General features: G+C 73.5%; 15 protein-coding genes. 6 read left to right on the plus strand and 9 right to left on the minus strand.

Features of this window, described 5'->3' with window-relative positions:
- Window positions 1-48 precede the first annotated feature (48 nt).
- Both QWJ13_RS27785 and QWJ13_RS27790 read left to right on the plus strand, forming a co-directional pair.
- Window positions 49-678 (plus strand): TetR/AcrR family transcriptional regulator, encoded by a 630-nt coding sequence (locus tag QWJ13_RS27785; protein ID WP_316527868.1) that lies wholly within the window; start codon window positions 49-51, stop codon window positions 676-678.
- The gene (locus QWJ13_RS27790) at window positions 675-2,240 is read left to right on the plus strand and encodes an MFS transporter (RefSeq protein WP_316527869.1); all 1,566 of its coding nucleotides are present in this window, start codon (window positions 675-677) and stop codon (window positions 2,238-2,240) included. Before QWJ13_RS27785 ends, QWJ13_RS27790 begins: the two co-directional genes overlap by 4 nt.
- 61 nt (window positions 2,241-2,301) lie before the next feature.
- Here the strand turns inward: QWJ13_RS27790 and QWJ13_RS27795 are convergent, their stop codons facing one another.
- The 7 genes from QWJ13_RS27795 to QWJ13_RS27825 form a co-directional block, all read right to left on the minus strand.
- Window positions 2,302-4,794, minus strand: coding sequence for a SpoIIE family protein phosphatase (locus tag QWJ13_RS27795; protein WP_316527871.1), 2,493 nt, complete (start codon window positions 4,792-4,794; stop codon window positions 2,302-2,304).
- A 148-nt stretch (window positions 4,795-4,942) separates the two neighbouring features.
- Window positions 4,943-5,563, minus strand: a complete 621-nt coding sequence (locus QWJ13_RS27800; RefSeq protein ID WP_316527873.1) for a TetR/AcrR family transcriptional regulator — start codon at window positions 5,561-5,563, stop codon at window positions 4,943-4,945.
- A 104-nt stretch (window positions 5,564-5,667) separates the two neighbouring features.
- On the minus strand, window positions 5,668-7,266 hold the full coding sequence (locus QWJ13_RS27805; protein ID WP_316527874.1) for a 4-coumarate--CoA ligase family protein: 1,599 nt from the start codon (window positions 7,264-7,266) through the stop codon (window positions 5,668-5,670).
- Between the two features lie 270 nt (window positions 7,267-7,536).
- Window positions 7,537-8,709, minus strand: coding sequence for an acyl-CoA dehydrogenase family protein (locus QWJ13_RS27810; protein WP_316527875.1), 1,173 nt, complete (start codon window positions 8,707-8,709; stop codon window positions 7,537-7,539).
- A gap of 50 nt (window positions 8,710-8,759) precedes the next feature.
- Window positions 8,760-10,712, minus strand: coding sequence for an acetyl/propionyl/methylcrotonyl-CoA carboxylase subunit alpha (locus tag QWJ13_RS27815; RefSeq protein WP_316527876.1), 1,953 nt, complete (start codon window positions 10,710-10,712; stop codon window positions 8,760-8,762).
- A gap of 8 nt (window positions 10,713-10,720) precedes the next feature.
- Window positions 10,721-12,319 carry an acyl-CoA carboxylase subunit beta gene (locus QWJ13_RS27820; RefSeq protein ID WP_316527877.1) on the minus strand — a complete coding sequence of 533 codons (1,599 nt, stop codon included), beginning with the start codon at window positions 12,317-12,319 and terminating at the stop codon, window positions 10,721-10,723.
- Window positions 12,316-14,019 carry an acyclic terpene utilization AtuA family protein gene (locus QWJ13_RS27825; RefSeq protein WP_316527878.1) on the minus strand — a complete coding sequence of 568 codons (1,704 nt, stop codon included), beginning with the start codon at window positions 14,017-14,019 and terminating at the stop codon, window positions 12,316-12,318. The genes QWJ13_RS27820 and QWJ13_RS27825 overlap by 4 nt, the downstream gene beginning before the upstream one ends.
- Window positions 14,020-14,297: 278 nt before the next feature.
- On the opposite strand from QWJ13_RS27825, the gene QWJ13_RS27830 reads away from it, so the two are divergent.
- Window positions 14,298-15,527: a C40 family peptidase gene (locus QWJ13_RS27830; protein ID WP_316527879.1), complete on the plus strand. Its 1,230-nt coding sequence runs from the start codon at window positions 14,298-14,300 to the stop codon at window positions 15,525-15,527.
- An 82-nt stretch (window positions 15,528-15,609) separates the two neighbouring features.
- On the opposite strand, the gene QWJ13_RS27835 is transcribed toward QWJ13_RS27830, so the two are convergent.
- Window positions 15,610-17,031 (minus strand): ammonium transporter, encoded by a 1,422-nt coding sequence (locus QWJ13_RS27835; RefSeq protein WP_316527880.1) that lies wholly within the window; start codon window positions 17,029-17,031, stop codon window positions 15,610-15,612.
- A 118-nt stretch (window positions 17,032-17,149) separates the two neighbouring features.
- Window positions 17,150-17,521: a hypothetical protein gene (locus QWJ13_RS27840; protein WP_316527881.1), complete on the minus strand. Its 372-nt coding sequence runs from the start codon at window positions 17,519-17,521 to the stop codon at window positions 17,150-17,152.
- 153 nt (window positions 17,522-17,674) lie between these two features.
- On the opposite strand from QWJ13_RS27840, the gene QWJ13_RS27845 reads away from it, so the two are divergent.
- The 3 genes from QWJ13_RS27845 (at window position 17,675) to QWJ13_RS27855 (ending at window position 19,063) form a co-directional block, all read left to right on the plus strand.
- Window positions 17,675-18,247 (plus strand): hypothetical protein, encoded by a 573-nt coding sequence (locus QWJ13_RS27845; RefSeq protein WP_316527882.1) that lies wholly within the window; start codon window positions 17,675-17,677, stop codon window positions 18,245-18,247.
- Between the two features lie 92 nt (window positions 18,248-18,339).
- A complete protein-coding gene (locus QWJ13_RS27850) occupies window positions 18,340-18,639 on the plus strand; it encodes a hypothetical protein (protein ID WP_316527883.1) in 300 nt (99 codons plus the stop codon).
- Window positions 18,640-18,649: 10 nt separating this feature from the next.
- Entirely contained in the window at window positions 18,650-19,063 is a 414-nt protein-coding gene (locus QWJ13_RS27855) for a VOC family protein (protein ID WP_316527884.1), read from the plus strand.
- Window positions 19,064-19,149 lie beyond the last annotated feature (86 nt).

Below are 19,149 nucleotides of genomic sequence, written 5' to 3' on the forward strand. Positions count from 1 at the left end.
GGATAAATGATTGAGACATCAATGTCTCATCTGAACTAGACTCGACTCATGGCCACCGATCGTGACACCGTCCTGGAAGCCGCCGTCGGCGTGCTCTCCCGCCGCCCGAGCGCCCACCTGGACGAGATCGCGCGCGCCGCCGGCATCAGCCGCGCCACCCTGCACCGGCTCTTCCCGGGGCGTGACGCGCTGATCCGCGAGGTCGGGCTGCTCGGGCTGCGCCGGTTCGCCGCCGCACTGGACACCGCCGAGGTCGAACAGGGCGACGCCGAGGCCGCGCTGCGCCGCCTGGTGGACGCCTCCGTCCCGGACGCCATGCTCTGCGCCTTCCTGGCCGGCGAGAACCAGCTCTACGAGAACGACGACATCAACGACCTCTGGGAGGTCCAGATCGCCCGGCTGCACACGCTCTTCCTGCGCGGCCAGCAGCAGGGCGTGTTCCGCATCGAGCTGAGCGCCGCCTGGCTGAGCGAGGCCTTCTTCGATCTGGTGGCCGGCGTCGGCTGGTCCATCCAGGACGGCCGGCTCGCCCCGCGCGACGCCGCCTTCTCGCTCGCCGAGCTGTTCCTCGGCGGCGCGCTGCGCAGACCGGACGCCCGCACCCCCTCCCCCGTCCCCTCCGACCACAGGCCGGACACCGATTCGCCCATGAGCGAGCGAAGCGAGGTGGGAGCGTGAGCACCCTGACCGCCCGCCAGCGCTGGACCGGCCTCGCCGTCCTCGTCCTGGCCGTGACCGTGGTCGCGCTGGACGCGACCGTCCTCTCCCTCGCCATCCCCTCGATCAGCGAGACGCTGCGCCCCAGCGGCACCCAGCTGCTCTGGATCGGCGACTCCTACTCCTTCGTGCTGGCCGGACTGCTGGTCAGCATGGGCGCGCTGAGCGACCGGATCGGCCGCAAGAAGCTGCTGCTGGCCGGGTCCGCCGCCTTCGGCGCCGCCTCGCTGCTGGCCGCCTACGCGCCGAGCCCCGGCTGGCTGATCCTGGCCCGCGCGCTGCTCGGCGTGGCCGGCGCGACGATCATGCCCTCCACCCTCTCGCTGATCCGCGGCCTCTTCCCGGACGACCGGGAGCGGGCCACCGCGATCGGTGTCTGGGGCGCGGCCGCCACCGCCGGCGCCGCGCTCGGGCCGGTGGTCGGCGGGGTGCTGCTGGAGCACTTCTGGTGGGGCTCGGTGTTCCTGATGAACATCCCGGTGCTGCTCCTGCTGCTGGTGTCCGGCGCCTGGCTGCTGCCGGAGTCCAAGGACCCGAAGCCGGGCCGCTGGGACGTGCTGAGCGTGCTGCTGTCGATGGCCGGTGTGATCGGCACGGTGTACGCGATCAAGGAGGCCGCCGCCCACGGCGTGGACCGCTGGGACGTGCCGGTCGCCTTCCTGGCCGGCACCGCCGCGCTGGCCCTCTTCGTCCGCCGCCAGCTGCGGCTGGAGACCCCGCTGCTCGACGTCCGGCTCTTCCGCGACCGGCGGTTCACCGCGGCCGTCGCGGCCTCGCTGATCTCGCTGGTCGGGCTCTCCGGTGTGATCTTCGTGGTCTCGCAGTACCTCCAGCTGGTCCGCGGCTACCAGCCGCTCCAGGCGGGCCTGGCCGAACTGCCGGCCTTCGCCGGCTCGGTGGCGGGCGGTCTGCTGACCGCCCGGATCGCCCGGCGGTTCGGCGCCCGTACGGCGCTGACGGTCTGCCTGCTGGCCATGGGCCTGGGCGTGGGCGTGCTCGGCTGGATGGAGCAGGACACCACCTACCTGCTGCTGGCCGCCTCCTTCCTGCTGGTCGGGACGGCCGAGGGCGTGGTCTACACGCTCGGCGCCGACCTGGTGCTGAGCGCCGCGCCCGCCGACAAGGCCGGCGCCGCCTCGGCGGTCTCGGAGACGGCGTACGAGCTGGGCACCGCGCTCGGCATCGCCCTGGTGGGCTCGGTGGTCGGCTCGATCTACGCGAACGGGCTGGCGGTCCCGGCCGGGACGGACCCGGCGGCGGCCGCCCGGGCCGGCGAATCGCTGGGCTCGGCCATCGAGACCGCGCAGGGACTGCCGGCGGAGCTGGCGCGGCCGCTGCTGGCGAGCGCCCGGTCGGTCTTCGTCGACGGCATGAACAGCGCCGGGCTGCTGGCCGCCGCGCTGCTGGTCGGTGCGGCCGTGATGGCCTGGCGGCTGTTGCGCGGGCTCGCCGAGCCGGAGCCCCGGCAGTCGGCGGCGGAGGTGGTCGACGCCCCGCCGGCCCAGCCGAGGGTGGACGCGTAGGGGCGAGAACGGCCGTTTCCCACGGGGGAACGGCCGTTCTCGTACCCGGAACGCCCGTTCTCTACGAGACCCCGAAGGGCAGCTCCAGCTCGGCCCAGACCACCTTGCCGTCCCGGGTGAGCCGGCTGCCCCAGCGCTGGGCCAGCTCGCTGACCAGGAACATCCCGCGCCCGCCCTCGTCCTGCTCGGCGAAGGGCCGCAGTTGCGGGGTCTGGCCGCCGGCGTCGGAGACCTCGACGGTGAGCACCCGGTCGCGGAACAGCCGCAGCCGGCGCGGGGCGCCCGCGTGCAGCAGGGCGTTCGTGACCAGCTCGCTGACCAGCAGTTCGGCGTAGTCGGTGAGCCCGGACAGGCCCCAGGCCTCCAGGGTGGCGCGGGTGAAGCGGCGGGCCTTGCCGGGCACCCGGCCGCCGCCGGTGAGCGGCAGGACGGCGACCCGGTCGGCGGGCAGCGGCAGCACCCGGGCCATGATCATCGCGATGTCGTCCTCGGTGCCGTCGGTGACCAGTGCCCCGAGGACGGCGTCGCAGCTCTCCTCCAGGGTCCGCCCGGGGCCGGCCAGGGTGCGGGCGAGCAGGTCGATCCCGGCGTCCAGGTCCTGGCCGCGGCGCTCGACCAGGCCGTCGGTGTAGAGCGCGACCGTGCCGCCCTCGGGAAGGGTGAACTCGATCGACTCGAAGGCCACCCCGCCGACGCCCAGCGGTACCCCGGGCGGCACCTCGACCTTGGCGGCGGTGCCGTCGGGGGCGACCAGGACCGGCGGCAGGTGCCCGGCCGAGGCGACCTGGAGGGTGCGCTCCAGCGGGTCGTACACCGCGCAGATACAGGTGGCGAACTGGCCCTCGCCGATTCCCGAGGCCGTTTCGTCCAGTCGGGTGAGGACCTGCTCGGGCGGCATGTCGAGGGTGGCGAGGGTCCGGGCGACGGTGCGCAGCTGGCCCATCGTGGCGGCGGCCCGGATGCCGTGGCCCATCACGTCGCCGACCACCAGGGCGACCCGGCCGCAGGACAGCGGCACCACGTCGAACCAGTCGCCGCCGACCTCGCTGACCACGCTGCTGGGCAGGTAGCGGTAGGCGATCTCCAGGCCGAGGGTGCGGTGCACCTCCTGCGGCAGCAGGCTGCGCTGGAGGGTGAGGGCGGTCTCCCGCTCGCGGCGGTAGAGCCGGGCGTTGTCGAGGGCCAGCGCGGTGCGGGCGACCAGTTCCTCGGCGAGGGCGACGTCGGAGGCGCTGAACGGCTGGGGGTTGCGCATCCGGATGAACTCGGAGCCGCCGAGCACCATGCCCCGGGCGGTGATCGGCACCATCAGGTACGAGTGGATGCCCGCCGCCATGCCGGGGGCCACCCGGTCCTCGCTGGAGACCAGTCCGCGCAGCGCCTCCTCGTCCACCTGGGCGCGCAGCAGCGGCTTCCCGCTGCGCAGGCACTGGACGTAGCTCCGCTCGGGGCCGTACTCGGAGGTCTCGCCGACCACGTCCACGGCGTGGGCGAGGCCGGTGTCGTAGGACTCCCCGACGGCGACGGCGCGCAGCGTGATGTTCCGGTCGGAGGGGATCACGGTGGGTTCGGCGCCGCGCAGCACGGGTTCCAGCAGGTCGACGGTGGCGAAGTCGGCGAACCGGGGGACGACGGCCTCGATCAGTTCCTCGGCGGTGCGCTGGAGGTCGAGGGTGGTGCCGATCCGGGCGGTCGCCTCGGCGATGGTGGCGAGCCGCTCCTGGGCCCGGGCGGCGCGGGCCTCGGCCTGGAAGCGCTCGGAGACGTCGATGATCGAGGAGCAGACCCCGAAGATCCGCCCGGTGGAGTCCTGCAGGCGGAAGTAGGAGGCGGACCAGGCGCGGTCCCGCTTGGGGTCGCCGGGCACCCGGCCGTGCGAGCGGGCGTCCACCACGGGTTTCCCGGTCCGCAGCACCTGGCGCATGATCTGTTCGATCTCGGCGCTGTTGATGCCGGGCAGTACCGCGGATATCCGGCGGCCGAGGTGGGCGGCGACCGGGACGCCGTTCATCCGGGCGAGTGCCTCGTTGATCCTGATGTAGCGCAGCCCGGTGTCGTAGACGGCCATGCCGATCGGCGAGCGGTCGAAGATGCCGTCCAGGACGGCGAGGTCGGCTTCGACGGCGTGCAGGGCGCGGGTGTCGGAGGCGGTGGCGAGCAGCAGCAGGGTGCCGGCCGGGCCGGAGATGGGGTAGGTGCGGAACTCCAGGTCGACCTTGTGGCCGTCGCGGTGGCGCACCGGGAAGACGCCGGACCAGCCGGTGCCGCCCATGATCCGCTGGAACAGGTCGAGGATCTCGGCGCGGTCGGACTCGTCGGTGAGCAGCTGGGCGGCGTAGCTGCCGACGGCTTCCTCGCTGGTGTAGCCGAGCAGGGCCTCGGCGTCCTCGCTCCAGTGCAGGATCAGTCCGTCGCCCTGGAGCAGTGCCGTCGCGAGCGGGACGAGCCGGTGGCCTTCGGGGCGTTCACTTTCGGAGTGGGCGGCCTCGGGGCGTGTCGGGGTTCCGCCCGGTGCCGGGTCGGCGGCGGTCGCGTCCCACTCGTGTCCGTGCATGATCAGGCAGCACCCCGGTTCGGCTCGTGCCCGGCCGGGGTGGGCCTCGCGGTCCGTGCCGGCCGGGTTCTTCTCCAGACTGCACGGACATCGGCCGCCCGGCGACCCCTTGGTCAGGGGGCGTCCGGCCGCTCCGGATGTACGGGCGTCATGGGCGTACCGGCCGCAGCGTACTCTCCAGAACGCCCGCCCACTGCCTGATCACTCCGGAACGTCGGTGGCTGTCGTCGGTGAGCAGGTTGGCGAGGCCCAGTCCGCGGGCGAGGTCCAGTGTGGCCTGCACCGATTCGCGGACTCCGGGGCGGCTCTGGTCGGCGTCCAGGAACTCCACGGCGGCCCGGTGGGCCTCCCGGCCGACCCGGCCCTCCAGGGCGACGATCCGTTCGCGAAGCGCCTCCTCGGTGGCCGCGGCGGTCCACAGGTGGAGGGCGGCGCGGAACAGCGGGCCGGTGTAGAGGCGGACGATCATGTCGATCACGGCCCGGGTGCGGTCGGGCCCCGCGGCGGGCAGTTCGTCCGCGTGGGCGCGGACGGCTGCCAGTCGCTCGGCGGTGACGTGTTCGACGGCCGCGGTGAAGAGGTCCTCGCGGGTCGGGAAGTGGTGCTGGGCCGCGCCCCGGGAGACCCCGGCCCGTTCGGCGACGACGGCGACGGTGGAGCCGTGCCAGCCGAGTTCGGCCAGGCAGTCCACGGCCGCCGCGAGCAGCCGGGCCCTGGTCGCTCGGCTGCGGTCCTGCTGCGGGGTGCGGGCGGCGGGGTGGCTGGTCATGGCGGCGGGCGGTTCCTGTTCCGGTCGGGACGCGGCGGCTCCCGGTCGGGGCGCGGCGGGACGATCTTCACAGACGGGCACCGGCCGCCGGGTGCCGGGGCCGGTCAGCGGACGGTGGCGCGCTGCGCTTCGCGGGCGCGCAGCTCGCGGCGGAGGATCTTGCCGGCCGCGGACTTGGGGACGGCGTCGACGAACTCCACGGCGCGGACCTTCTTGTACGGGGCGACCTGCCCGGCGACGTACCCGGCGACCTCCTCGGCGGTCAGGGCGCTGCCCGGAACGCGGACCACGAAGGCCTTGGGGCACTCGGTGCCCTCGGCGTCCGGGACGCCGATCACGGCGGCGTCGGTGATCTGCGGGTGGCCGAGCAGGACGGCCTCCAGCTCGGCGGGGGCGACCTGGTAGCCCTTGTACTTGATCAGCTCCTTGACCCGGTCGACGATGTGCAGGTAGCCGCGCTCGTCCACGAAGCCGACGTCGCCGGTGTGCAGCCAGCCCTCGGCGTCGACCAGCGCGGCGGTCTCGGAGGGGCGGCCGAGGTAGCCCTTCATCACCTGGGGGCCGCGGATCAGCATTTCGCCGCGCTCGCCGGGCCCGAGGTCGCCGTCGGAGCCGTCCAGGGCGGCGATCCGCAGTTCGGTGGAGGGGAGCATCCGGCCGACCGAGCCGGGCGGGGGGTTGTCCTCGTGCGGGGAGACCACGTGGCTGACCGGGGAGAGCTCGGTCATGCCGTAGCCCTGGAGCAGGTGCGGCAGGCCGAGGCGGCGGGCGCAGGCGGTGGCGAGGTCGTGGTCCAGCGGGGCGGCGGCGCACAACAGGTACTCGACGCTGGACAGGTCGTAGCGGTCCACGATCGGGTGCCGGGCCAGTGCGAGGGCGATCGGCGGGGCCACCACCAGGGCCTGGACCCGGTGTTCCTGGATCGTGCGGCAGAACAGTTCGAGGTCGAAGCGGGGCAGCACGACGACGGTGGCGCCGCAGCGCAGCGGCTGGTTGAGCAGCGCGGCCTGTCCGTAGATGTGGAAGAACGGCAGGACGGCGAGCACTCGTTCGCCCACGGCGGGGTGGTAGAGGGCGTCGCACTGGGCGAGGTTGGTGGAGATCGAGCGGTGGGTGAGCATCACGCCCTTGGGCAGGCCGGTGGTGCCGCTGGAGTACGGCAGGACGGCGATGTCCTCGCCCGGGTCGCCGGCGGTCTCGGGGGCGGGGCCGGTGGCGGCCAGCAGGTCGGCGAGCGAGCGGTGGCCCTCGGCGCCGTCCAGGACGATGATCTCGACCGGCGGCCGGCCCTGTTCGGCGAGCAGTTCGACGGCCGAACGGGCGGTCGGCAGGAACGCGGCGACGGTGACCAGCCAGCGGGTGCCGCTGTCGCGCAGCTGGCCGGCCAGGTCGGCGGCGGTGGCCATCGAGGAGGCCGTGGTGATGGTGGCACCGGCGCGGCTCGCGCCGTAGTAGGCCAACGGGTAGGCGGTCGAGTTGGGGCTGAAGAGGGCGACGACGTCCCCGCGGCGCACGCCTGTCTCGGCCAGCCCGGCGGCCACCCGCTCGACGGCGGCCGCGAGTTGGGCGTAGCTGGTGGTCTCGCCGGTGAGGCCGTCGATCAGGGCCGGTCGGTCGCCGTACCTCGCTGCGGCGCCGAGCACCGCTTCGTGGATCGGCAGGTCGACCACGGGGACGTCGGGGAACTCGCTTCGGAACACCAAGGTGAGCCTCCAGTAAGGAAGTTGACATAGCAACAAACCAGCGAGCAATTCGGTGCGGCGGGCGCTTTCAGGAGCATACGGACAGTCGGGGGGCTGGCTCGGCCATTGTGGGGAACCCGTGATGGATCAGGGGAGGCGCGGTTGCTCCCGGGGGGCGCCCGTCCGGACGGCGCGCACCACCGTTGACCGCCCCTGGAGCCTCGCCCGCCCCCTTGGTCACTCCCGTCGGACGTCCGCTCGGGCTCGCGCATCCGTCCGGCCGACCGGGACTCAGTACGACCTGGGCAGCCCGAGGGTGTGCTGGGCGACGTAGTTGAGCACCATCTCGCGGCTGACCGGGGCGACCCGGCCCACCCGGGTGGCGGCCAGCAGCGCGCCCAGCCCGTACTCCTGGGTCAGGCCGTTGCCGCCGAGGGTCTGCACCGCCTGGTCGACGGTCCTGGCGGCGGCCTCCCCGGCGGCGTACTTGGCCATGTTGGCGGCCTCCCCGGCGGCGAGGTCCTCGCCCGCGTCGTAGAGCAGTCCGGCCTTCTGGGTCATCAGCCGGGCCAGCTCGATCTCCACCGCGCACTGGGCCAGCGGGTGGGCCAGGCCCTGGTGGGCGCCGATCGGGGTGGACCACACGGTGCGGGTCTTCGCGTACTCGACGGCCTTGCCGAGGGCCTGGCGGGCCAGGCCGAGGGAGAACGCGGCGGTCAGGACGCGCTCGGGGTTGAGGCCGGCGAACAGCTGGAGCAGGCCCGCGTTCTCGTCGCCGACCAGGGCCTCCGCGGGCAGCCGGACGTCGTCCAGGAACACCTGGAACTGCTTCTCCGGGGCGACGAGTTCCATCGGGATCGGCCGGTACTCAAAGCCGGGGGTCTCCCGCGGGACGACGAACAGGCAGGGCTTGAGCCTGCCGGTGCGTGCGTCCTCGGTGCGGGCGACGAACAGCACCGCGTCGCAGTGGTCGATGCCGGAGACGAAGACCTTGCGGCCGGTCAGCAGCCAGTCCTCGCCGTCCCGGCGGGCGACGGTGGATATCCGGTGGGTGTTGGAGCCGGCGTCCGGCTCGGTGATGCCGAAGGCCATCTTGCGGCTGCCGTCGGCCAGTCCGGGCAGCCAGAGCCGCTTCTGCTCCTCGGTTCCGTAGCGGGCGATCACGGTGCCGCAGATCGCCGGGGAGACGATGAGCAGCAGCAACGGGCAGCCGGCCGCGCCGAGTTCCTCCAGGACGATGGCGAGGTCGGTGATGCCCCCGCCCCCGCCACCGTACTCGGCGGGCAGGTTGACGCCGAGGTAGCCGGCCTTCCCGGCCTCCGCCCACAGTTCGTCGGCGGGTTGGCCGGCCCGGGCCTTGGCGAGGTAGTAGGCGGAGCCGTAGCGGCGGCCGAGGTCGCCGACGGCGCGGCGCAGGGCGGCGCGTTCGGGGGTTTCGAGGAGCTGACTGCCGATGGTGGACATGCGCGGGTCCTTCCTCAGGCTTCTCGGGGGCTGGGCAGCGGCTTCGGGGGCTAGGCGGTGGCCTCGGGAGGCTGGTTGACGGCCTCGGCGGGCCGGACGACGGCGAGCACGGTGCCGGGTTCGATCTGCTGCCCGGGGGTGGCGCGCAGCTCGACGAGGGTGCCGTCGGCGGGTGCGGCGACGCGGTGCTCCATCTTCATCGCCTCCAGCACCAGCAGCGGCTGCCCCGCGGCGACGGTGTCCCCGACGGCGGCGGTGACCCGGACGACGGTGCCGGGCATCGGGGCGAGCAGCGCGCCGGGCTCGGTGCGGACGGTGGGGTCGGGGAAGCGCGGCAGGGCGGTGAGCGCGATGCTGCCGCCCGGGGTGTCGACGTACACCCGGTCGCCGTAGCGGGCGATCCGGTAGCCGCGCCGCACCTCGCCCTCCCGCAGGACGACCCGTTCGGGTGCGGCCTCGACGAGTTCGACGTCCGGGTGGTCCTCGGCCAGCAGCCCGGCCCGGGTGAGGCGGTAGCGGACCTCGGCTTCGGTGCCGTCGGCGCTGCGGTAGCGCTTGAGCTGCGGCTGGGAGGGCAGGTTGCGCCAGCCGGAGGGGAGCGCGGTGCGCCGGGCGGCGGCGTCCGCGAGGGCGGCGGCCAGGGCGGCGCGGGCGGTGCCCCCGGTGTCCGGGGCGGTGAGTGCGGCGGCGTGCTCGGCCAGGAAGCCGGTGTGCGGTTCCGCCGCCAGGAAGGCCGGGTGCCGCAGCGCCCGGACCAGCAACTCCCGGTTGGTGGCCGGGCCGTGGATGCGGGCGCGGGCGAGCGCGTCGGCCAGTCGGCGGGCGGCGGCCGCGCGGGTCGGTGCCCAGGCGATCACCTTGGCGAGCATCGCGTCGTAGTGCGGGGTGATCTCGCCGCCGTCCGCGATGCCGGAGTCCAGTCGGAGCCCGGCGCCGGTGAACTCCTGGTGCGGAACGGTGAGTTGGAGCCGGTGCAGGGTGCCGGTGGCGGGCCGCCAGTCCTCGGCCGGGTCCTCGGCGTACAGCCGGGCCTCGATCGCGTGGCCGCGCGGCGCCGGGGGCTCGGGTGCCGGCAGCGGTTCCCCTTCGGCGACGGCGAGTTGCAGCGCCACCAGGTCCAGGCCGGTGACCGCCTCGGTGACCGGGTGCTCGACCTGGAGGCGGGTGTTCATCTCCAGGAAGTGGAACCGGCCGTCCTCGGCGAGCAGGAACTCGGCCGTCCCGGCGCCGACGTAGCCGATCGCCTTGGCGGCGTCGCGGGCCGCGGTGTGCAGCTCGGCCCGTACGTCCGCGGGCAGGCCGGGGGCCGGGGCCTCCTCGATCACCTTCTGGTGCCGGCGTTGCAGCGAGCAGTCCCGGTCGCCGACCGCCCAGACGGCGCCGTGGGCGTCGGCCAGCAGCTGGACCTCGACGTGCCGCCCGGTGGGCAGGTAGCGCTCGCAGAACACCTCGTCCGAGCCGAAGGCCTTGGCCGCCTCGGCCCGGGCGGCCGCCAGCTCGCCGGGCAGGTCCGCCAATCGGCGCACCACGCGCATGCCGCGTCCGCCACCGCCCGCCGCCGCCTTGACCAGCACCGGCAGGTCGGCCTCGGCGGGCTCGGCGAGGGCGTCGAGCACCGGCACCCCGGCCTCGGCCATCAGGCGTTTGGCGGCCGTCTTGGAGCCCATCGCGGCGATCGCGGCCGGCGGCGGGCCGACCCAGACCAGCCCGGCGTCCAGCACGGCCCGCGCGAACTCCGCGCTCTCGGAGAGGAATCCGTACCCGGGGTGGACGGCGTCGGCACCGGCGGCGAGCGCGGCCCGGACGATCAGGTCGCCGCGCAGATAGGTGTCGGCGGGCGCGGCCCCGGGCAGCCGGACGGCGGCGTCGGCCTCGCGTACGTGCGGGGCGTCGGCGTCCGGGTCGGAGTGCACGGCGGTGGTCGCGATGCCGAGTTCCCGGCAGGTGCGGAACACCCGGCGGGCGATCTCGCCCCGGTTGGCGACCAGCAGGTTGGTGATCATTCGAGCCCTCACATCCGGTAGACGCCGTAGCCGCGCGCGCCCTCGACCGGCGCGTTGTGGATCGCGGACAGGCACAGGCCGAGCACCGTTCGGGTGTCGCGCGGGTCGATCACGCCGTCGTCGTAGAGCCGGCCGGAGAGGAACACCGGCAGCGACTCCGCCTCGATCTGCTGCTCGACCATCGCCCGGATCGCCGCGTCCGCGTCCTCGTCGTACGGCCGCCCCTTCGCCGCGGCGGACTGGCGGGCGACGATGGACAGCACCCCGGCGAGCTGCTGGGGGCCCATCACGGCCGACTTGGCGCTCGGCCAGGAGAACAGGAAGCGCGGATCGTAGGCCCGGCCGCACATGCCGTAGTGGCCGGCCCCGTACGAGGCGCCGATCAGCACCGACAGGTGCGGGACGGTGGAGTTGGCGACGGCGTTGATCATCATCGCGCCGTGCTTGATGATGCCGCCCTGCTCGTAGTCCTTGCCGACCATGTAGCCGGTGGTGTTGTGCAGGAACAGCAGCGGGGTGTTCCGCTGGTTCGCCAACTGGATGAACTGCGCCGCCTTCTGGGACTCCTGGCTGAACAGCACGCCCTGGGCGTTGGCCAGGACGCCGACCGGGTAGCCGTGCAGGCGGGCCCAGCCGGTGGCCAGGCTGGTGCCGTAGAGCGGTTTGAACTCGTCGAAGTCGGAGCCGTCGACGATCCGGGCGATCACCTCGCGCGGATCGAAGGGCACTTTGAGGTCGCCGGGGACGATGCCCAGCAGCTCCTCCTCGGCGTACTTCGGGGGCTCGGCCAGCGGGTCCGGGTCCGGGCCGGGCTTGCGGTGGTCGAGCCGGGCGACGATCCGGCGGGCGATCCGCAGCGCGTCCGCCTCGTCCGCCGCGACGTGGTCGGCCAGGCCGGAGGTGCGGGCGTGCATCTCGGCGCCGCCGAGCGACTCGTCATCGGCCTCCTCGCCGGTGGCCATCTTCACCAGCGGCGGGCCGCCGAGGAAGACCTTGGCGCGCTCCTTGACCAGCACGGTGTGGTCGGACAGGCCCGGCACATAGGCGCCGCCGGCCGTCGAGTTGCCGAACACCACGGCCACGGTGGGGATCCTGGCGGCGGAGAGCCGGGTGAGGTCGCGGAACAGCGCGCCGCCGGGGATGAAGATCTCCTTCTGGCTGGGCAGGTCGGCGCCGCCGGACTCGACCAGGTTGACCAGGGGGAGGCGGTTGTCCAGCGCGATCTCGTTGGCCCGCAGGGCCTTGCGCAGCGTCCAGGGGTTGCTGGCGCCGCCGCGCACGGTGGGGTCGTTGGCGGTGATCACGCACTCGACGCCCTCGATCACCCCGATGCCGGTGACCAGGGCCGCGCCCACCGGGTAGTCGCTGCCCCAGGCGGCCAGCGGGGACAGCTCCAGGAACGGGGAGTCCTGGTCGATCAGCAGCTCGATCCGCTCGCGGGCGGTCGACTTGCCGCGTTTGCGGTGGCGTTCCAGGTACGTGGGGCCGCCGCCGGCCAGCGCCTTGGCGTGCTCGGCGTCGAGCTCGGCGAGCTTGGCGAGCATCACGGCGCGGTGCTCGGCGTGGTCGGGCCCGGCCGGGTCGACACGGGTGGGCAGGACGGTCACAGCAGGACCTCCGGGATGTCGAGGTGGCGCGCGCGCAGCCACTCCCCCAGGGCCTTGGCCTGCGGGTCGAAGCGGTGCCGGGCGGCGACTCCCTCGCCGAGCAGGCCGGTGAGGGTGAAGTTGACCGCGCGCAGGTTCGGCAGCAGATGCCGGCCGACGGTCAACTCGGCGGCCTCGGGCAGCAGTTCGCGCAGCCGCTCGACGGTGAGGGTGTGTGCCAGCCAGCGCCAGCCGTCCTCGGAGCGGGCCCAGAGGCCGAGGTTGGCGTCCCCGCCCTTGTCGCCGCTGCGGGCGCCGACCACCAGGCCGAGCGGGGCCCGACGGGTGGGCCCGGCGGGCAGCGGTTCGGGCAACTCGGCTTCTCTCAGGTCGGGTTGGGCGGTGACGGGGGCCGGCGGTACGGCGATCCGGCGGCCGTCCGGCAGCACCGCGATGTGCTCGACCGCCTTGGCGTCGACGTACGCCGCACCGAACACCCCGTACGGCGCGCCCGGACCGGGCGGCGCGGTGAGGTGGAATCCCGGGTATCCGGCCAGCCCCAACTCGACTGCAGCCTTGCCGAGTTCGCGCCCCACCCTGGCCGGGTCGGGGTCGCGGGCGGCCAGTCGCAGCAGCGCGGAGGCGGTCTCCTCGGTGGCGGCGTCCGGGTGGTCGGTCCGGGCGAGGGTCCAGCGCAGCTCGGCCGGGCGGGCCTCGGGCGGCAGGGCGTCGGCGAACTGCCGCCGCACCAGGGCCGCCTTGGCCTCGATGTCCAGGCCGGTGAGGACGAACACCACCTCGTTGAGGTGGCCGCCGAGCCGGTTGAGCCCGACCTTGAGGGTGGACGGCGGGGCCTCGCCCCGCACCCCGTCGATCCGCACCCGGTCCGGGCCCTCCCCGGTGAGCCGTACGGTGTCCAGCCGGGCCGTGACGTCCGGGCCCAGGTAGTGGGATCCACCGGTCTCGTACAGGAGTTGGGCGGTGACGGTACCGATGGTGACGGCGCCGCCGGTGCCCGGGTGCTTGGTGATCACGCTGGACCCGTCGGCCCGCAGTTCGGCGAGCGGGAAGCCGGGGCGGGTCACGTCGTGCTCATGGAAGAAGGCGTAGTTGCCGCCGGTCGCCTGCGCCCCGCACTCCAGCACGTGCCCGGCCATCACGGCGCCGGCCAGGGCGTCCAAATCCTCGGCCGTCCAACCGAAGCGGGCGATTCCGGGCCCGGCCACCAGCGCCGCGTCGGTGACCCGGCCGGTCACCACCACGTCCGCGCCCTCGGCCAGGCAGGCGGCGATGCCGAAGCCGCCGAGGTAGGCGTTGGCCGCCAACAGCCCTTCGGGCAGCCCCAGCTCGGCGCGCCGGGGCAGCAGGTCGTCGCCCTCGACGTGGGCGACGGCCGCCTCGACGCCGAGCCGCCCGGCCAGGGCGCGCAGCTCCTCGGCGAGCCGGGCGGGGTTGAGCCCGCCTGCGTTGACCACGATCTTCACGTCCCGCTCGCGGGCCAGGCCGAGGCACTCCTCCATCTGCCGCAGGAAGGTCCGGGCGTAGCCGAGCGAGCGGTCCTTCAGCCGGTCCCGGGCGAGGATCAGCATCGTCAGCTCGGCCAGGTAGTCCCCGGTGAGCACGTCCAGCGGCCCGCCGGTGAGCATCTCCCGCACCGCGGCGAAGCGGTCCCCGTAGAACCCGGAGGCGTTGCCGATCCGCAGTACCGCGCCGTCGTCCACCAATGCGCCTCCCCTGTCGGCGAGTTGGGCGCGCCCGCAGCCGAGCGCCGCCGGGCAGCAGCGTGGCACCGCCCGAGGAAAAAAGCAATCATGCTTGCTTGTTTTCAGGGCCCGGTTCGCCCCACGCGACAAGACGTTCCACAACCCCCTCACAGGGCGGCGCGAAGTTGCCGGTTGCCCTGCCCGTGACGGGCCAACCGGCAAGTGCGGAAGCCACACGGGCTATGTGCGACACATCCATTGACCCGGAGTCAACGGTTCCGGAAAGATGCGCGACCATGACTACGCGCGTCAACCTCTTGTCAAGGCGGCTGTTGGCCCCGCTGCGGTGGGCTGCCCTGCTGTCGGTGCTGGTGTCCGTCGGGGTGTTCTTCGCCGGCGCCGAGCCCGCCCACGCGGCTCCCGCCTGCGGGGTGCTCTCCTCCGGTGCGGCCGACCAGGCGAACGCCGCCGTCCGCTCCGCCTGCGGGCTGATCGGCACCCCGTACTCGTGGGGCGGCGGCCACGGCTCGCAGCCCGGCCCGACGTACGGCCTCTGCGACCCCGCCAACGGTGCGCCCAACGACTGCAATGTCCGCGGCCTGGACTGCTCCGGTATGGTCCGCTTCGCCTACTACCTGGCGGTGGGGCAGGACGTCATCAACGGCACCACCCGGACCCAGTGGCCGACCTCCCGCGCGGTCGCCCGCTACTACCGGGCGGACGGGACGGCACCGCTGCTCCCCGGTGACCTGGTGTACTTCGGCAACACCGCCTCCACCATCCACCACGTCGCGATGTATCTGGGCCAGGGCTACATAGCCGAGGCCCCGTACTCCGGCGGCTACGTCCAGGTCGCGGCGCTCTCCTCGCACGGCGACTACTACGGCGCCATCCGGCTGTACGGCCCCGGCGGCACCTCCACCACCCCGCCGACCACCCCGCCGCCGTCGAACGGCGGCCAGTACTGGGTGGACACCAACGCCACCGTGTCGGTGTACGGCTCCCCGACCTCCACCATCGCCACCGGCACCCTGTACCAGGGCACCAACTACGTCTACTGCAAGGCCTGGGGCCGTGAGGTCTCCAACGGCACCGCGTACAACCACTGGTGGTTGAAGACCGACCCGGACTCGGGCCCCGGCGGCCAGTGGGTGTCGGCGTACTACCTGTCCCGCTGGGGCAACGACGTGGCCAAGGACAACAGCGGCACGGTCATCCCCACCTGTGCGGGCGGTGGCGCCCCGGGCTCCACCGGCAAGTACTGGGTGGACACCTTCAGCAGCGCCAGCGTCTACCCCTCGCCGACCTCCACCAACGCCACCGGCACGCTGAACCAGGGGACGAACTACGTCTACTGCAAGGCCTGGGGCCGTGAGGTCTCCAACGGCAGCAGCTACAACCACTGGTGGTTGAAGACGGACGCGGACGGCGGCCCGGCCGGCCAGTGGGTCTCCGCCTACTACCTGTCGCACTGGGGCAGCGACACGGCCAAGGACAACAACGGCACGGTCATCCCCGACTGCTAGCGCACACGACGACCGTGCCGGTCCGGCCCCCGGTGGCCGCGACCGGCACGGTCCCGTTCCCCGGGGCGGTCGTACGGACCGGTCAGGACTCCCCCCGACCGGTCTCGTCCGACGCCCGGCCCGGCTCATCTCCCTCCCCGGCCGAGTCCCCTCCCCGGCCCGCTCCCCGGACCCTTCTCAGCGACGCCCTCAGCCGTCCGGTCGACGCCCTCGGCCGCCGCCGGCGTTCCGGAGGCGCCACCGGCCAGCGGTCCGCCGTCATCGTGAAGTCGTAGGCGGTCTCCGCGTGTTCGGCCTGATCGACGCCGGCCGCCTCGACCTCCTGGGCGACCCGGAACCCGACGGTCCGCTGGATCGCCTGGCCGAGCAGCCAGGAGAGCGTGAAGGAGTAGGCGGCGACCACCACGACCCCGACCACCTGCTTGCCCAGCTGTCCGACCCCGCCACCGTAGAACAGGCCCCTGGCGCTCTGGCCGACGTGCCCGGTGGCGAAGAGCCCGATCAGCAGCGAGCCGATCGCCCCGCCGACCGCGTGCACGCCCACCACGTCGAGCGAGTCGTCGAAGCCCCAGCGGTACTTGAGCGAGACCGCGGCGGCGCAGGCCACGCCCGCGGCCAGCCCGATCGCGAGGGCGCCGACCATCGACACCGAGCCGCAGGCCGGGGTGATCGCGACCAGCCCGGCCACCACCCCCGACGCCACGCCCAGCGAGGTGGGGACACCACGCCGGACCTTCTCGTAGGCCAGCCAGCCGAGCATCGCGGCGGCGGTGGCGACCTGGGTGTTCATGAACGCCATACCGGCGACGCCGTTCGCGGCCAGCGCCGATCCCGCGTTGAAGCCGAACCAGCCGAACCAGAGCAGCCCGGAGCCCAGCATCACCAGCGGCAGGCTGTGCGGACGCATCAGGTCCTTGCGGAAACCGATCCGCCGGCCCAGCACCAGGCAGAGCGCGAGCCCCGCGACGCCCGCGTTGATGTGCACGGCCGTCCCCCCGGCGAAGTCGATCACGCCGATCCGGTCGACCAACCAGCCGCCGCGCCCGCCGTCGGAGAAGAACACCCAGTGCGCGACCGGGAAGTAGACCACCGTGTCCCAGAGCGCGACGAACAGCGCCCAGGCGGAGAACCTGGCCCGGTCCGCGATCGCGCCGCTGATCAGCGCCGGGGTGATGACGGCGAACATCAGCTGGAAGGCCGCGAAGGCGGTGACCGGGATCGATCCCCTGAGGTCGTCCAGGCCGATGCCGCGCATCCCCAGGTGGTCCAGGCCGCCGATCAGACCGTGGAAGACATCGGGTCCGAAGCCGAGCGAGAAGCCGTAGAGCACCCACAGCACGCTGACGACCGCCAGCGCGACGAAGCTCATGGCCAGCATGTTCAGGGCACTCTTGACCTGGACCATGCCCCCGTAGAAGAAGGCCAGCCCGGGGGTCATCAACATCACCAGCGCGGCACCGATGAGCACGAAAGCGGTGTCGCCCGCACTGAACCCGTCCGGCATCGGCGTCTCCTCCAGCTGTCGGGCCGGGAAGTACCGTAACGCCGGATGCCACCCGTCGCGGTCGAGCCGTCACGCCGAGTGCGCCGAACGGGCGAGTCGGCCGCGTACGCCCCGAGGGTCAGCCGGGCCGCTTGCCGATGCTCTCGTAGATCGCCGCCTTCCCGGACTCCACCGCGCCGCGCGCGGCACGGACCGATTCGCGCAGGAACTCCAGCCGGCGGGGGCCAGGGGCCGCGTCCAGCGCGGCGAGCACGCCGAGCGCGGTGTCCGTGGCCTGCCGCGCGGTCCACCAGATCTCGGCGCGCTCCCGGTCGCCGGTCTCGTCGACGCCGCGCAGAGCGACTGCCGCCTCCGCCAGATGGGTGGCGACGCCGTGGACCGTCGGGGGGTGCGGTCGACGCGGGGAGGCCCGCTCGTGGAGCCGCAGGCGGCTGTGCATCCGCAGCGGCCGGGCCGGGCGCGCGGGAGAAGGGTGCAGGTGTGTACTCATCGCAGATCCCGTACACATGTGTGGTTGATTGGCATCCCGCCCTACCGGCATCGTAGACCGACCGCACCGCACCGCCCACACGCAATGACGCCGCACGCAAGCCAAGAGTTACGATTACATTACGGAATGGTAAACATACATGAGGTGATCACCGTGGGTATCCACACGGCCTCTTCCCCTCCCCCGCTCGCGACGACTCCGGCCGCGCCCGGAACGGAGCCCCTGCGCCTGTTCGTCCGCCAGCCGCTGACCCGTTCCGGCCCCGGGGACCGGGACGTGGTGCAGGCCGTGGTGGACCTGGCCACCGACCCCCGGGTGGCGGGCGGCCCGGTGACCCTGCTGCCCTACCCCTCCGCCCAGCACGCCGGCACGTTCCGGGACGCCTTCACCGAGCAGACCGGCCTCGCGTTCACACCCGCCGCGTTCCGGGCCTGGCGCCTGGGCCTGTTGGACAGCGCCCGGGCGATGCTGGTGGTGCGCACCGAACTCAGCGAGTCCGGCGCCTACGAGGTGGCCTACAACGTGCACGCCGGGCCCCGGCTGCCCGTCTTCTTCGCCGTCCACTCCTCCTGCCCGATCCGCACCACCCTGCTCCAGGACCTGGCACCGCTGGTGGACGCCAGGTACCACACCTTCTCCCGCGCCGAGGAACTGGCCGAGCCGCTGCGCTCCTTCCTGGCCGACGCCCGGCAGGCGGCCCCTCATCGCTCGCGGCAACCGGCATGAACACCGTCGCGGCCCACCCGCCGCTCCACGGCGGACGCACTCGGCAGACGGCGACCCGTGAAGCGCAGCGCCACCTCGAATCCGCGGAGCGGATGCTCCGGGTTCCCGAGTCGGCCTGGCCGCAGCGGCAGAACGCCACGTGGGCCACTCTCCGGGAGGCCGTCCGCACCGCCCTGTCCGCGGTGTCCGCCGCACAGGCGCAGCCGGGCCCGGAGCGCCTGGACCTGATGCGCGATGCCCTCAGTGGCGCCCGGGCGACCGGGCTCGCCGCCCACATGGCCGTCTACCAGCAGCAGGCCGCCACCGCCCGATCCGCGGACCCCGTTCACGGCCGTACGGGGCGTCCGAACCGATCAGGATTCGAGAAGCGCCCGCCCCGGGGGCACGCCTAGCGTTGCGGTCATGAGCGACATCACCATTCACTGGACCTTCCTCCCGCACACCGACCCCGAGGCCTCCCTCGCCTTCTACCGCGACCTGCTCGGCTTCGAGGTGCGCAGCGACGTCGGCGGCGGCCCGATGCGCTGGATCACCGTCGGCCCCGCCGGCCAGCCCGACGTCTCCCTGGTGCTGGAGCCGGCCTCCGCCGACCCGGGCCGCACCCCGGAGGAGCAGCGGACCATCACCGAGATGATGGCCAAGGGCACCTACGCCCGGCTCGTCCTGGGCACCCGCGACCTGGACGGCGTCTTCGACCGGCTGAAGTCCGGCGGCGCCGAGCTCGTCCAGGAGCCGACCCGGCAGCCGTACGGCGTCCGCGACTGCGCGTTCCGCGACCCGGCGGGCAACATGGTCCGCTTCAACGAGCTGAGCTGAGGCGATTCCGCGGAGTTCGCACCGGCACCGGGCATGCCCGGTGCCGGGCAGCAGCACAATGGACCCCGCAGAAGCCCGAGACCGTC

Origin of the sequence: Kitasatospora brasiliensis (assembly GCF_032654805.1) — a bacterium.
Classification (GTDB): Bacteria; Actinomycetota; Actinomycetes; order Streptomycetales; family Streptomycetaceae; genus Kitasatospora; species Kitasatospora brasiliensis.

Coding starts and splice junctions, on each gene's coding strand:
- QWJ13_RS27785 (WP_316527868.1), top strand. CDS start 49: ATGGCCACCGATCGTGACACCGTCCTGGAAGCCGCCGTCGGCGTGCTC.
- QWJ13_RS27795 (WP_316527871.1), bottom strand. CDS start 4,794: ATGCACGGACACGAGTGGGACGCGACCGCCGCCGACCCGGCACCGGGC.
- QWJ13_RS27800 (WP_316527873.1), bottom strand. CDS start 5,563: ATGACCAGCCACCCCGCCGCCCGCACCCCGCAGCAGGACCGCAGCCGA.
- QWJ13_RS27810 (WP_316527875.1), bottom strand. CDS start 8,709: ATGTCCACCATCGGCAGTCAGCTCCTCGAAACCCCCGAACGCGCCGCC.
- QWJ13_RS27815 (WP_316527876.1), bottom strand. CDS start 10,712: ATGATCACCAACCTGCTGGTCGCCAACCGGGGCGAGATCGCCCGCCGG.
- QWJ13_RS27830 (WP_316527879.1), top strand. CDS start 14,298: ATGACTACGCGCGTCAACCTCTTGTCAAGGCGGCTGTTGGCCCCGCTG.
- QWJ13_RS27835 (WP_316527880.1), bottom strand. CDS start 17,031: ATGCCGGACGGGTTCAGTGCGGGCGACACCGCTTTCGTGCTCATCGGT.
- QWJ13_RS27840 (WP_316527881.1), bottom strand. CDS start 17,521: ATGAGTACACACCTGCACCCTTCTCCCGCGCGCCCGGCCCGGCCGCTG.
- QWJ13_RS27850 (WP_316527883.1), top strand. CDS start 18,340: ATGCTCCGGGTTCCCGAGTCGGCCTGGCCGCAGCGGCAGAACGCCACG.
- QWJ13_RS27855 (WP_316527884.1), top strand. CDS start 18,650: ATGAGCGACATCACCATTCACTGGACCTTCCTCCCGCACACCGACCCC.